This window comes from Dietzia sp. NPDC055340 (genome assembly GCF_053645335.1).
In genome coordinates this window covers 100,742-114,204 of record NZ_JBSHML010000003.1, presented here as the reverse complement: position 1 = coordinate 114,204, position 13,463 = coordinate 100,742, and the positions used below count along the sequence as shown (strand labels likewise).

Annotated in this window: 12 protein-coding genes; 5 read left to right on the top strand and 7 right to left on the bottom strand. The window is 72.3% G+C overall.

Annotated features, from left to right (window positions below; all coding sequences use genetic code 11):
• Positions 1 to 62: 62 nt before the first annotated feature.
• Entirely contained in the window at positions 63 to 2,027 is a 1,965-nt protein-coding gene (locus ACWIFB_RS02845) for a heavy metal translocating P-type ATPase (protein WP_454057235.1), read from the bottom strand.
• Positions 2,028 to 2,184: 157 nt separating this feature from the next.
• Positions 2,185 to 2,424 carry a heavy-metal-associated domain-containing protein gene (locus ACWIFB_RS02840; RefSeq protein WP_452098060.1) on the bottom strand — a complete coding sequence of 80 codons (240 nt, stop codon included), beginning with the start codon at positions 2,422 to 2,424 and terminating at the stop codon, positions 2,185 to 2,187.
• Between the two features lie 132 nt (positions 2,425 to 2,556).
• Here ACWIFB_RS02840 and ACWIFB_RS02835 point away from each other — a divergent pair, with 132 nt between their 5' ends.
• Entirely contained in the window at positions 2,557 to 3,813 is a 1,257-nt protein-coding gene (locus tag ACWIFB_RS02835; RefSeq protein WP_454057234.1) for a glutaminase, read from the top strand.
• Between the two features lie 34 nt (positions 3,814 to 3,847).
• On the opposite strand, the gene ACWIFB_RS02830 is transcribed toward ACWIFB_RS02835, so the two are convergent.
• From ACWIFB_RS02830 to ACWIFB_RS02815, 4 genes are all read right to left on the bottom strand, one after another.
• The gene (locus ACWIFB_RS02830; RefSeq protein WP_454057233.1) at positions 3,848 to 5,314 is read right to left on the bottom strand and encodes a flavin-containing monooxygenase; all 1,467 of its coding nucleotides are present in this window, start codon (positions 5,312 to 5,314) and stop codon (positions 3,848 to 3,850) included.
• Positions 5,311 to 6,240: a patatin-like phospholipase family protein gene (locus ACWIFB_RS02825; RefSeq protein WP_454057232.1), complete on the bottom strand. Its 930-nt coding sequence runs from the start codon at positions 6,238 to 6,240 to the stop codon at positions 5,311 to 5,313. Before ACWIFB_RS02825 ends, ACWIFB_RS02830 begins: the two co-directional genes overlap by 4 nt.
• Positions 6,241 to 6,315: 75 nt before the next feature.
• Complete coding sequence (locus ACWIFB_RS02820; RefSeq protein ID WP_454057231.1) at positions 6,316 to 7,506, bottom strand: alpha/beta hydrolase; 1,191 nt, start codon at positions 7,504 to 7,506, stop codon at positions 6,316 to 6,318.
• Between the two features lies 1 nt (position 7,507).
• Positions 7,508 to 7,942, bottom strand: coding sequence for a pyrimidine dimer DNA glycosylase/endonuclease V (locus ACWIFB_RS02815; RefSeq protein ID WP_452098055.1), 435 nt, complete (start codon positions 7,940 to 7,942; stop codon positions 7,508 to 7,510).
• A gap of 121 nt (positions 7,943 to 8,063) precedes the next feature.
• On the opposite strand from ACWIFB_RS02815, the gene ACWIFB_RS02810 reads away from it, so the two are divergent.
• Positions 8,064 to 8,741 (top strand): DNA alkylation repair protein, encoded by a 678-nt coding sequence (locus ACWIFB_RS02810; RefSeq protein ID WP_452098054.1) that lies wholly within the window; start codon positions 8,064 to 8,066, stop codon positions 8,739 to 8,741.
• Positions 8,742 to 8,788: 47 nt separating this feature from the next.
• Here ACWIFB_RS02810 and ACWIFB_RS02805 read toward each other — a convergent pair whose 3' ends face one another.
• Positions 8,789 to 10,003: a glycosyltransferase family 4 protein gene (locus ACWIFB_RS02805; protein ID WP_454057230.1), complete on the bottom strand. Its 1,215-nt coding sequence runs from the start codon at positions 10,001 to 10,003 to the stop codon at positions 8,789 to 8,791.
• Between the two features lie 103 nt (positions 10,004 to 10,106).
• Here ACWIFB_RS02805 and ACWIFB_RS02800 point away from each other — a divergent pair, with 103 nt between their 5' ends.
• From ACWIFB_RS02800 to ACWIFB_RS02790, 3 genes are read left to right on the top strand one after another with little or no spacing between them, the layout of a single operon-like run.
• A complete protein-coding gene (locus tag ACWIFB_RS02800) occupies positions 10,107 to 10,979 on the top strand; it encodes a WcbI family polysaccharide biosynthesis putative acetyltransferase (protein ID WP_454057229.1) in 873 nt (290 codons plus the stop codon).
• Positions 10,976 to 12,052 (top strand): hypothetical protein, encoded by a 1,077-nt coding sequence (locus tag ACWIFB_RS02795; RefSeq protein WP_454057228.1) that lies wholly within the window; start codon positions 10,976 to 10,978, stop codon positions 12,050 to 12,052. Before ACWIFB_RS02800 ends, ACWIFB_RS02795 begins: the two co-directional genes overlap by 4 nt.
• Positions 12,049 to 13,443 carry a glycosyltransferase family 2 protein gene (locus ACWIFB_RS02790; protein ID WP_454057227.1) on the top strand — a complete coding sequence of 465 codons (1,395 nt, stop codon included), beginning with the start codon at positions 12,049 to 12,051 and terminating at the stop codon, positions 13,441 to 13,443. The genes ACWIFB_RS02795 and ACWIFB_RS02790 overlap by 4 nt, the downstream gene beginning before the upstream one ends.
• The last annotated feature ends 20 nt before the right edge of the window (positions 13,444 to 13,463 follow it).

The window sequence follows — 13,463 nt, the reverse complement described above, 5'->3', positions numbered from 1 at the left end:
CCTTGTCGTCTCTGCGGTGTGGCATGCCGTTCGCGGAATGCGGGCTGCCTCGACGTGGTGCGTCAGACCTTCACGGAATCGCGATCCGCATCGCCGAGGTCGGCATCGCTGCGCGCGGGTGCCGCCATTGCCTTCGGGGCGCTGCCCCTGCGACGCATGAGCCGCATGGCGTTGATGATCACCACCAGGACGGATCCCTCGTGGACGAGCATGCCGATCGACATGGTGACCCCGCCCGCGAACACGCCGGCCAGCAGAGCGGCCACGGTGATCATCGCGATCGCGATGTTCTGCCGCATCACGCTGACGGTGCGCTTGGCCAGGCCGATGGCCTCGGGCAGGCGTAGGAGATCGTCGCCCATGAGCGCGATGTCGGCGGTCTCCACTGCCACCGCCGAGCCGGCCGCGCCCATGGCCACACCGATGTCCGCGGTGGCCAGGGCGGGAGCGTCGTTGACGCCGTCGCCGACCATTGCCACGGTGTGCCCCTGACGCTGCAGCTCGGTGACCGCGTCGAGCTTGTCCTCGGGCAACATGCTCGCCCGGACCTCGTCCACACCGGTCGCCTTCGCCACGGCCTCGGCGACCAACCGCACGTCACCTGTGAGCATGATGACCGTCTCCACGCCCGCCTCGTGCAGACGGGAGACCATCTCGGCCGCGTCCGCACGGATGGTGTCGGCCACCGCGATGACGCCGGCGACTCGTGCATCCACCGCGATGATCATCGGGGTCTTGCCGTCGCGGGCGAACTCGTCCGCCGCACGTTGCGCGGCGCCGTCGTCGACGATTCCGAACTGGTCCAGCAGCGCCTGGTTGCCGATCAGGACACGGTGACCGTCCACCTGGGCGGTCAGGCCCTGTCCGGCGACCGGCTTGACGGACTCGGGGGTGTCGTAGCGGATCCCCTCGGCCGCCGCGGCCTCCAGGATCGGTCGGGCCAGCGGATGCTCGGAACCGGCCTCGCCGCCGGCAGCCAGGGCCAGCACATCGGCGCGGTCCATGGCCGGATCGAGCACCAGCACGTCGGTGAGCTCGGGGCGACCCTCGGTGAGGGTGCCGGTCTTGTCCACCGCGACAACGTCGATCTTGGCGGAGGTCTCCAGGTACTCGCCACCCTTGATGAGGATGCCGTTGCGGGCGGCACGGCCGATGCCGGCGACGATCGCCACGGGAATCGAGATGACCAGAGCGCCGGGGCAACCGATCACCAGCAGGGTCAGGGCGAGAACCACATCACCGGAGATGAGGCCGGCGACCAGCGCGAGGATCATGATGCCCGGGGTGTACCAGGTGGAGAAGCGGTCGATGAAGCTCTGGGTGCGGGCCTTGGCATCCTGCGCTTCCTCGACGCGGTGGATGATCCGCGCCAGAGTGGTGTCGGCGCCGATGCCGGTGGCCAGCACGTGCAGGAAGCCGCCACGCGAGATGGTGCCGGCGAACACCTGGTCGCCCTTGCCCTTCTCGACAGGGATGGACTCGCCGGTGATCGAGGCCTCGTCCAGCGCGCCCGAGCCGGCCACGACCTGGCCGTCGACGGGCACCTTGGCGCCGTTCTTGACCAGGACGATCTCGCCCTGGCTCACCTGGCCGGCGTCGATCTCGACTTGTTCGCCATCGCGCATCACCACAGCGACATCCGGGGCCACCGCCACCAGTTCGGCCAGCGCCGAGCGGGTCTTGTTGAGGGTCGCCGCCTCGAGGGCGTGGCCGATCGCGAACAGGAAGGTGACCGCGGCCGCCTCCCAGTAGTTGCCGATGATGATCGCGCCGATCGCCGCCACCGAGACCAGCAGGTCAATGCCGATATGGCGGATGAGCAGTGCGTCGATCGCCTTCTTGACGATGGGCGCGCCGGCCACGACGGCGGCGGCGAACATCAGCGCGTCGGCCAGGATGGTGTTGCCCTCGAGCCCACGGAAGTCCGAGCCGGCCACACCGGATGCGATGAACGATCCGATGATGAGCAGCCCGGACACGATGGGCACGAACCACCGCCCGTACAGCCAACTACGGATCGTGGTCATGGTCTTTTCCTCTTTCTCTTCTCCGCCACCGTCAGGGGTGCCGGACCTCAGGCGGCCGGCGCCCGTTGGCGCCGGCCGGTGGTGCACTTGCTCGGTTGAGAAGCTGCCGTCGGCGGCCCGAATGACCGCTGCGCGACCCGATAGGGGCCGGCGTGGGTCAGAAGGCGCTGGCACGTGCCTTGTAGCCGGCCTTGCCGACTGCGGCCACCACGTCGTCGACGCTGGCGACCTCGGGGTCGTGTTCAACCTCGATGCGTGAGGAGGCGAAGTGCACCTTCACGTCCTCCACGCCCTTGAGGCGGCCGACCTGCTTCTCGATCCTGCCCACGCAGGAGGGGCAGGAAAAACCCTCCGCACGGAGCATGCTCTTGACGATGTTCTGGCTGTTCGCGGCCATTTCTATCCTCTCCTCGTGGTGTCTTCCTCGGACCTTTCCGGCCCGTCAACTGTGAAGTTACGAGAGACGGGGAAGAAGAACACTGATGGGCGTCACTTATCCGCAAACTAGTTCTCGTGACAATCTGAGGGTGTGAAGACGCCGGTACCCGAATATCTGCTCGAGATCCGCGACGCCTGCTCGGTGGGCGACGACGGCGAGTTGGCCGACTACATCCCCGAGCTCGCCTCCGTCGACCCGGACAGGTTCGCCGTGTCCGCCTGCACCCTGGACGGCGTCGTCTACACCGCCGGCGATGCGGACGCCGAGTTCACCATCCAGTCGATGAGCAAGCCGTTCATCTACGCCCTCGCCCTGCGCGACCGGGGGATCAAGAGTGTGCTGGAGAAGGTCGGCGTGGAGCCGTCCGGTGATGCGTTCAACGAGATCTCGCTCGAGCCGGAAACCGGACGCCCGGAGAACCCGATGATCAACATCGGAGCCATCACCACGCACACCCTCGTCGGGCCGCCGGACGCGACCGAGATCGAGCGGGACACGGCCGTGCAGGAGGGGCTCTCGGCGTTCGCGGGTCGCCCGCTGGACGTGGATATCACGGTTCTGGACTCCGAGCTGCGTACCGCGTTCCGCAACCGGGCGATGGCCAATCTGGTGCGGGCCGGAGGGATCATTGACGGCGACCCGGACGAGGCGGTCCGCGGATACACCAGGCAGTGCGCCTACACGGTGACCGTCCGCGACCTGGCGGTGATGGCGGTGACCCTGGCCGCCGGCGGGGTCAATCCGGTGACCAAGGAACGGGTGGTCTCGGATGAGGTGGCGCGGCATGTGCTGGCGGTCATGGCCACGTGCGGTATGTACGACGCGGCCGGCGACTGGATGTCCACGGTCGGCATCCCGGCCAAGAGCGGGGTGTCTGGTGGCATCCTCGGTTCGCTGCCCGCCCAGGTCGGACTCGGGGTGTTCTCCCCGCGGCTGGATGCGCACGGGCACAGCGTCGAGGGGGTGCGGGCGTTCGAGCGGATGTCGCGGGACCTCGACCTGCATCTGATGAACACCGCCGTGATGGATGTGGAGGCCGTCCGCTCGGTCCGCTACGACGAGGCAAACGACCGCCGCGTCTTCCGGCTGCAGGGTGCGATGACCTTCGCCAGCGCCGAACTCGTCCTGCGACGCCTCGCCGAGATCCCGCCCGGCGACGGTGAGGTGACCTTGGATCTGAGCCGCGTGTCGTCGGTCAACACCAGCGCCCGCCGGATGCTGCTCGACGGCATGCGCCGCCTCGCCGCCGACGGACACCTGATCGGGCTGGCCGACCCGAGCCGCCGCCTGCCCGACCCGGACCTCGGCGACGGGACGCGGCCCGTATCCCGGCGCGCGGCCCGCTGAACCGCGCCCCGACCGTCACACGCGGCGCGACCGGTCACCGCACCCGGAAGTGGGAGCGGTCGGGCTCGGCGAGCAACTCGGCGAGACGGGCGCGGTCGAACGGGAACAGATCGATCGCGCCGCCGGAGTGGAAGTACCAGGAGTTGCACCCGGTGTTCCAGACCGTCGGGCCCATCGCGTCCGCCACCTCGGCGTTGAAGTCCGCGGTCGCCTCCTCGGTCACCTCCACCGAGGAGATCGGGCCGTCGCGCAGCAGCCCCAACCAGTGGGCGATGTAGCGGGCGGTGAGCTCCGCGGTGTGCTGCAGGGAGATGGAGCCGGTCGGGGAGTTGGGGCCGAGGACGGTGAAGGCGTTCGGGAATCCCGGGATCGCCGTCATCCGGTAGGCGCGCGGGCCGTGGCGCCACTCATCGTCCAGAGTCCGACCGTCGCGGCCGACGATCTCCATGGGCAGCATGTAGTTGTGCGCCCGGAATCCCGTCGCCAGCACGATGACGTCGGCCGGGCGCTCGACGCCGTCGGCCGTGCGGATCCCGCCGGGTGTCACCTGGGCGATCGGCGCCGTCACCAGTTCGGCGTGGTCCTGTTGGATGGCGCGGTAGTAGGTCCCCGAGACCACCTGACGTTTGCACAGCGGCTCGTCGGCCGGGGTGAGTTGCGCGCGCAGGTCGGGGTCACGGACCTGTAAGCGCAGTGAGAGCCGCGCGTAGGTCTGTACCGCGCGTCGTCGCCACGACGGCCGGGTGGTGATGTCGGCGAGGATGCCCGAGCCCCACTGCAGCGCCGCGTACAGCGCGCGGTGGGCGGTCGGGAACCGCCGGAGGACGGATCCGACGACGACGAGCTGGCGCACCCCCATCGGGGCCCACAGGATCCACTGTGGCGATCGGACGTGATGCGTGACCGAGGCGGCGTCCCGGATGAGGGCGGACACCACCTGGACGCCCGTGGAGCCGGTACCGAGCACCGCGACGCGCCGGCCGGCGGTGGACAGCCCGTCTGGCCAGCGCGCCGTGTGGACCACCTCGCCGGCGAAGTCCTCGAGCCCGGGGATCGCAGGCACCGACGGGTGGTGCAGCACCCCGGTCGCGAACACCACCACGTCGGCGTGGAGCGTCTCGCTGCAGGCTGTCGTCAGTTCCCAGTGGGCGTCGTCCTCGTGCCAGCGGGCGGCGACGACCTCGGTGTTCGTCCGGATGAACCGGTCCAGGCCGAGATCGTCGACCACCCGGCGGTGGTAACGCTGGATCTGACTCCCGTCGGCCCACACGTGAGACCAATCCGGCTTGGGGGCGAACCCGAACTGATACAGCTGCGAGGGCACGTCGCAGGTCAGGCCCGGGTAGCGGTTCCAGTGCCAGACCCCGCCCACGTCGGAGCCCTTCTCGAGGACTGTGACGTCGGTGAATCCCTGCTCGCGGAAGACGTGGAGGGCGGTGATGCCGGCGACCCCCGCCCCGATGATCACCACGCGCGGTTCGCGCGGGTGGGCAGGACTCATACGCCGGCCCCGTTCGCGGACAGCGCGGCGCGGACGGTCTCCGGCGCGGTCCTCATGGAGTGCTCGAACGCCGCCATCCGCCGGGACGCGCTCATGAAGTGGGCGCCCAGACCGGCGAGGTCGGTGGCGGTGGGCAGGATGGGGACGACGGTGGTCCCCCGGGCCCGGACGGCCGCGACCTCGGCGGCCAGGCCCGCGGACATCGGACGCCGCAGGAGTCGGTACTCGACCGCGCCGCCGAAGCCGGGGACGCGGACGCCGGGCGCCGAGGTCATGGGGGCGACGACGTAGATCAGATCCGCGTCCTCGGGCGAGATCAGGTCCACGGAGGCGGACGAGCCCATACCGCCGTCGACGAAGATGCGGTCCCCGATGGCGACCGGAGGCATCCACCCAGGGGTCGACCAGGACGCCCGCAGCGCCTCGCCGACGGTCGCGATCGGCGAACCCGGCGCGCCGAACACGACCCGCTCGCCGGCCCGCACGTCGTAGGCGATCATCCGCGCGGCGCGATGCGGCAGCCAGGATCCCACCTCGAAGCCGTCGGCCAGCCGCTGCAGCCACGTCATGTCACCGCGCCCGGTGGGGGCCAGGCCGGTGAGGGCGGCCAGCCCGGATTGCGTCCGCAGGAGTCCGGGGTTGAGCAGTGGCGGCCCGGGAAGCGGTGGGACGCCGGGCGGCGTGGCCGCGATGTGGCTGCGGAGCCGGGGGTCCTCGGCCTCGCCGCGCTGCATGTCCACCAGTTCGTCGATGCCGACGCCGCCGCCCAGCATGGTCACCAGCTCGGCGCCCGCGGAGGTGCCCTGCAGCACGTCGGCGTCGCGGGGCTCGAAGCCGGTCTGCTCGGCCAGCGCGTGGAGGGCGGCGATCGTCCACGCCGCGCCGATCGTCCCACCGCAGCCGATGACGAGGGCGGTTCGGTTCATCCGGGGTCCCTCCTGGGGTGATGGGGTGATCGGGTGGATTGTCGTGGGGTTAGTGATGTTTAACGGTAGCGCCGATCATCCGGCAAGCGGTTCGGTGAATCGGCGGATCGCCGCCACCACCGCGAGGTAGCGCGGCGACCGTACGGCGTCGAAGCCGTGTTGGGCGCCGGGCAGCTCCGCGTAGACCACCGGGTTGGCCGAGGCGGTGCGCAGGTGCCTGACCAGCCGCCGGGCGCCCTTGACCGGGGTGTACGTGTCGAGGGTGCCGTGGATGATCGCGACCGGCGGCGCGCCGGTTGCCGGGCAGCGCACCGGGTCGGACGTCTCCTTGGTCGCCGGGCCCAGCCGGCCGTAGTAGCCGTACAGTCCGATCGCGCCGGCCAGCGAGGTGTCAACGTCCTCGAAGCCCGGCTGGTATTCCGGGTCGCCCGCCGTCAGCGCGGTCATCATCGCGATATGTGCCCCCGCCGAGCTGCCGGCCCCCACGATCGGCGTGTTCATCGGGATGCCGTGGTCCGGACCCTCGGTGCGGACCCACCGGATGAGCCGCTTGATGTCCACCAGGTGCTGCGGGAACCCCGACTCCGGGGTGGGCGAGAGGTGGTAGGTCGCGCTGATCGCCGCCCAGCCGCGGCGCGCGTGGTCGAACAGCATCGCCCGCGATTCGCGGCTCGGCGCGCCCGCCCGGAAGTGCCCGCCGTGGATGTGGATCAGCACGCCGCGCGCCGGGGCTCCGTCGGCACAGGTGTAGAGATCGAACCGGTTGGCCGTCGGGTCGGGGCCGTAGACCACGCCCCTGCGGGCGCGGACGCCGCGTGGCACGCTCGGCCACGGCGCGAGCAGCACCGCGGGCCAGGGCGTGCGGTGGCGGGGCGAGGGCGGTGTCGTCGTCGTCGTCGACTTTCCCGCCGTCTCTCCCGCCACGTCGTGCGGCTCCGCCAGGGCCCGGTCGAGCACGCGCGTGGCGGCGAGCTGCCGGGCCAACACCAGACCCAGTCCCGCGTAGGTCAGTACCGCCATCCCCACGCCGATCACGTCGGACGGGCGCGTGCTGCGGCGGGCCAGCGCCGGGGCGGCCGCCGCACCCACGAGCACGCCGACGTGCAGCGGCAGCTCCAGCGCCGGCAGGCTCAGCACCCAGCCGGCGGTGGCGGCGGCGAAGGGGCGGCGGATCGGGGTGAGCGCGAGTAGCGTCGATGCCGCGGCGGGCGCGAGCACGGCCGGCAGCGGTAGCGGGCGTCGCATCGGGCGGGGGAGCAGCGTCATGTCAGGCCTCCGGCCGGGGTGCGCGTTCCCAGTCGGCCACCGGGCCCGGCACCAGGTCGAACATCGGGTGCGGGCGCGGCTCCGTGAGCCGCTCCAGCCACGCCGGGTCGCGCGCGGTGACCTTGCCGCGAAGGTGCGCCCACTCCAGCGCGAGCTGACCGTCGGTGAGCTCGAGTCGTTCGGCGCCCGCGGGCACCACGACGCGGGTGCGGTCGAACCGGTATCCGCGCGCGTCCGCGCCATCCGCCAGCGCGTGCAGCCATGTGGCGATGCCCGCGACCGGATCGGGCAGCGTGCGGAACCGCTCGAGCTGCGGGTGGCTGCGATAACCGGTGGTCAGCCCGCGGAGCACCTTCTGCGCCAGCAGGCCCTCGCGCCACCCGGCGACCAGCGCGGAGCGGTCGAGGAGGTCGGGGTGGATACTCCACAGGCGCACCCGGTGAGTATAGGGCGCGCGACAGCGTGGCCGCGCGAGTGCGCACGCCGCGGCGTCGGAGGCCGCGCTCGTATGGTGGTGGGATCGGTTCGGTGACGGTGCGAGACGGAGGCGACGGGCCATGACGACGACGACAACGCCCACACTCGACGAAGTGATGGCCGAGCTCGCGGAGCTCGCCGATGCCCGGATCCGGGAGGTCAACGAGCGTCACGGCGACGATCACGCGGTGAATCTGACCAAGCTGCGCGCCGTGGCCAAGAGGGTGAAGAAGAACCATCCCCTGGCGGTCGGGTTGTGGGGCACCGGCGATTCGGCGGCGCGGCTGCTGGCGCTGCTCATCTGCCGGCCGCGGGAGTTCTCGGCGGACGACCTCGACGCGATGATCCGCGAGGCGCGCACCCGCAAGGTACACGACTGGCTGGTGGGCTACGTCGTGATGAAGGGCCCGCACGCCGAGGAGCTGCGGGTCGCGTGGCTGGCCGACGCGGACCCGGTCGTGGCGAGTGCCGGCTGGGCGTTGACCGCGGACCGGGTGGTCAAGAAGCCTGGGGGGCTGGACCTGCCCGCGTTGCTGGACCAGATCGAGGCCGAGATGGCCGGGGCGCACGAGCGGCTGCAGTGGGAGATGAACACCACGCTCGCGCAGATCGGGATCGAGAACCCGGACCTGCGGCCGCGCGCGCTGGAGATCGGCGAGCGGCTGGGCGTCCTGCGGGACTACCCGACGCCGGCCAACTGCACGTCCCCGTACGCGCCGGAGTGGATCACCGAGATGGTGCGCCGCAAGGAGGGTTGACGCACGCACCGTCTTTCGCCCCGTCGAGTGGTCGAAGATCACGGCGTTCAGTGACCGCCACCTGGGGAAACGTGAGCGGGATCGACCAAGCGGCGGTTGCTGAGGGGCCGACCGGTGTGGAAGTAGGCATCACGGGCGGAATTCCGGACGGCGTCGCGGTAGAGCTCGCCGTGGGCCCGGGCGACGGCGGCGTCCTCCGCATCGGGCGCTCGGGGTGGAACCGGTGGGCCGTCGAGGGCGGTCAGGAGGGCGGAGTGCAACTCCGACGTCAGCGCCTCCGCGGTGACGCCCGCGGTGACGCGGGCCGGATCGTACGAGGCGGCATCGGGGCCCCATTGCTGCACGAGATGGCCGATTGCGGGGATGGCCGGCGGGAGGCCCAGGTCTCGGCACAGCTCCAGCCAGCCGGAATGCGTGCCGTGGCGGTGCGGAAGCACGAGCGCGCCGAACCCGGCAAGTGCCGCGCACAGGTCGGCATCGGACAGGTGCTCGTGCGCGCGGACCTCGACGGCCGGCGCGAGTCGGTCGAGTTCGATCGCCGCGGCGTGCCGGGGGTGGCCGGGCTCGCGGGCCGCGGCCAGCGCATCCGACCGGACCATGACGGCCAACCGCGTGCCCGGCGGCAGGGCCGCGGCCAGCGGGGCCAGGAGTTCCTCGACGGCGACCCCGGCCCGCAGCGAGCCCAGCACCACGCCCACCGCGCGAGGCGCTGGTTCCCGGGTACGTGCGTGCTGGTCGCAAAGCGTGTCGAGCCGACCCCGACGGTGCGGCTCGGTGATCTCGGGCGGCATGAGCCGGGGATGCGGGATGACGTGCGCGTCCACGCCCCAGAGCCGGCGGATCTCGGCGGCCGCGCCCGCGGTCAGCGTGATCACCGCATCCGCGCCGCGGACCAGGTGCCCGGTGCGCGCGAGGTGCGCCGCGGGGTCGGGCTCGTGGGGGTTCGTCAGATCGTGCACGGTCACCACCAGGGGTAACCCGCGCGCGCGGACCGCGGCGACGAACTCCGCGACCTGCCCGGGGGTGCGGTGCTCGTAGCCGAAGTGAACGTGGACGAGGTCGGCGCCGTCGAGCACCTCGGGGCGCTCGGCGGCCTCCAACGCCGGGTGCGGCCACCACCGCGCGGGCTCGGCGGGGTCGAGTACGGGATCGGCCAGCACCTCGACGTCGGTGGCCGGGCCGACGGCATGCCGGACGTAGTCGTGGCCGGCGGGGACGGACAGGACCCGGGTCCGTGGGGTCGAGGAGGGGCCGGAGATCACCCCGTCACGGTGCCCGCCGACGCACGCCGTCGCCACCGCTTGCCGCCGCGGCTGCCGCATCAGCCGGTTGCCGCCACCCCCGGCCGTGCCTACGCTCGCCCCGATGAGCACTCCGGATCAGCCCACGATCATGGTGATCGGGAACTGCCAGGCCGACGTCTACCGTGACCTGCTGCGCACCTCGCAGGAGGTCGCCGTGATCGATGTCCGACCGGTGTACGAGATGACGGCCGGCGACCTCCCGCGCCTGCACGCGGACCTCGCCCGCACTGATGTGCTGATCATCCAGCCGATCCGCGACGACTACCGCGACCTGCCACTGGGCCACCGCCAGCTCGCGGCCCGACTCCCGACGTCGGCCTCCGTGGCTCTGGTGCCGGTGCTGCGCTACGCCGGTCTGCACCCGTACCAGGTGCTGGTGCGCCCACCACGGGATCGCTCACTCGTCCCACCGATCGCGCCCTACCACGACCTGCGCACCCTCGTGGCCGCCGAGACCGGCGACCACGATCTCCTCGAGGCCACTCCGACCGCCGAGCAGGCCCGGGCCTCGGCGGATGAATCCGTCGAGGCGCTGCGTGTGCGCGAGCAGACCCACGGCGCCCTGTCCGTCTCGGATCTCCTCGAGGGCTACCCGCGCTGGCACACCATCAACCACCCCGACCGGCACACGCTGGCCACGGTGTTCGACCGCATCCTCGGGCACCTGCCCGCCGGCCTGCTGTCGGACCCTCCCCGGATCGGCGACCGCGAGCCCCTGGGCGCCACCCGCGCTCCCGTCGATCCCGCGGTGGAGCGTGCGCTGGGTCTGCCCGAGACCGGGCCCCGCGACTGGCTGGTCGACGGCGCGCCGGTGCCTGAGCGCGAGATCGTGGACGCCCACCTCGCCTGGTACGCCGCCACCCCGGGCGTGGTCGACGAGGGCTTGCGCAGGCACGCGGCCCGCATCGAGTTGCTGGGGCTGATGGCCGCGTGATCGGCTCCGACGGCGACGCCGACGCCGACGCCGACGTCCCGGCCGCCCGGCCACCTCTCACGGTCGCCCTGGGGCCGCCCGAGCACGGGGTGGCCCGCTTCGCCGTCGACTGCGCCCGCGCCGCCGGGACCACGCTGATGGAGGTCGCCCACGTCGACGACCTGCCCGACGCCCTGACCGCGCACCCCGGCACGCCCGTGCACCTGCACATCACCGATCCACTGTTCGGCTCGACACCTGACGAGGCCGCCGGGGCGGTCGAGTCGCTGTCGCGTGACCGCCCCGTCGCGGTGACCCTGCATGACGTCCCGCAGCCGGCCGAGGGCGCCGAGCGATGCCGGAGCCGGGCCCGGGCCTATCGTCGAATCGCAGCCGCTTCGGACCTGGTCATGGTGAGTTCCGGGCACGAGCACCGACTCTGCGCGGACGAGGGCATCGCCGTCGACGTCGTCGTCCCGCTGCCTGTTCCCGCTCTGCCTGTTCCCGCCCTGCCTACCTCGGCCCGGACGGGCGCGGCCCCGACCGGTCGCGCCGTCCCCTCCCTCGACCCTCGCTCGGTGGGCGTCTTCGGCTTTCTGCACCCGGGCAAGGCGGTTGACGTGGTCGCGGAGGCCGTCGCGCGGCTCGCGGCCGACGGCGACGACCGCGTGACCCTACGCTTGTTGGGCGCGCCGGCCGAGGGGCACGAGGAGTACGTGGCCGCCGCGCTGGAGACCGTGCGCGCCGCCGGCGGTCGGGCGGAGGTGACGGGACGGATCGACGACGACGAGCTCGCCGGCACGCTCGGCGAGGTGACCGTGCCGGTCGCCCTGTTCCGGAACGTCTCGGCCTCGGGTTCCCTCAACACCTGGGCCGCCGCAGGCCGCCGCCCCCTGGTCAACGACTCGGACTACACCCGGGAGATGGAGCAGATCCGGCCGGGATCCCTGCTGCTGGCCAGCGGCGCCGATTTGGCCGCGGGCCTGCGCGCACTCCTCGACGACCCCGCGCCCACCGTGCGCGACATCCCGCCGCCCGGCCTGGACGAGCTCGGGCGGGCGTACCTGCAGGCCTGGCGGGGGTGGCTCACATGAACGGCCGGCCCCCGCTGAGCGTGGACGTGGTGATCCCGTACTACCGGGACCAACAGATGCTCGACCGGATCCTCGCTGCCCTGAGCGGGCAACGCGGACTCGCCGGGGTCGGGCGTGAGCGGGCGGTGCGCGATCCGGTCGGGAACGATTCGGCGGGGCACGTGCCGGCAGGGCTCGTGCCGGCGGGAATGCCGTCCATGCAGGTGATCGTCGCGGACGACGGGTCACCCACCCCGCCCTCCGTGCCGCCCGGGGTCACGGTGGTGCGCCAGGACGACCGGGGTTTTCGCGCGTCGGCCGCGCGGCACCTCGGTGCGCAGGCGGGCAGTGGCGAGCTCCTGCTGTTCCTCGACGGCGACACCGTCCCCGGGCCCGACTACGTCGCCACGATGGCCGCCGCCCTGACCGACGCGCCCGACCTGCTGGTCGTGGGCCGCCGCCGTTACGGGCGCTTCGGCCCGGTCACTACAGCGGTTGAGCCGGAGGTGATCCTGCCCGATCCCGCCTGGCCCGCCGCGTTCTACGCCGAGACCGACAACCTGTCCCGCGGCGAGGGCCTGTGGCGCGGGGTCCTGTCCGCGGTGTGCGGCCTGCACCGCCGCCTCTACGACCTCGTCGGGGGATTCGATCCGGGGATCATCGGCTACGGCGGCGAGGACTGGGACCTGGCCTGGCGTTGCGAACAGGCCGGCGGTCGCCTGCGCTACCTCCCCGACGCCGTGGCGTGGCACGACGGTCCGGACTGGGCGGGCCGCACGGGCGCCGGGGACGGCCGGGACGACGTCCGACACCTGGCCCAGAAGAATGCCGAGACCGCCCGTCTGGCACCGCTCATCGCCTCGCCCTTCACGCGCCCCGCCGGTGGGATTTTCGCCCTCCCGTTCATCGCGGTCCACGTCCATGCCGCGAGGTCGGCGTTCTCCGGGGCCGGCTCGGCCGCCGCGACCTGCATCTCGTTGCTGCGCTGGGGCGATGTGGCCGCGACCGTCGACCCCGCCACCTCGGACTCCGGGGTGATCGCCGGCCTGTTCGCCGACGACCCACGGATCGACGTGGGGGAGCGCGGCCGGTGGTGGCGGCCCGGCGGGCAGGGGGCGGGTCCTCGTCGTCGTCCCGACATCCTGGTCGACATCCACCGCCCCTGCGCGCTCGGGGATCTCCCCGTGGAGCGGTTGCGCGCACTGTGCCCACCCGTCGGGAGCGTGAGGTTCGACGACGACGAGGGCCGCACCCTCGCCCACGTGCGCAGGTCGCGAGCACTGGCGCGCGAGCAGGAGTGGGGTGAGCAGCCGCCCGACCCCGTGCGGGTCGCGGCGCGGGACCTCGGAATCAGGCCACCGGGCGACGACGGAACAGGAGTGCGACTCGAACGCGTGGTGGGCGGCTGGTGAGAGCGGGGGTGTCGCTCCGG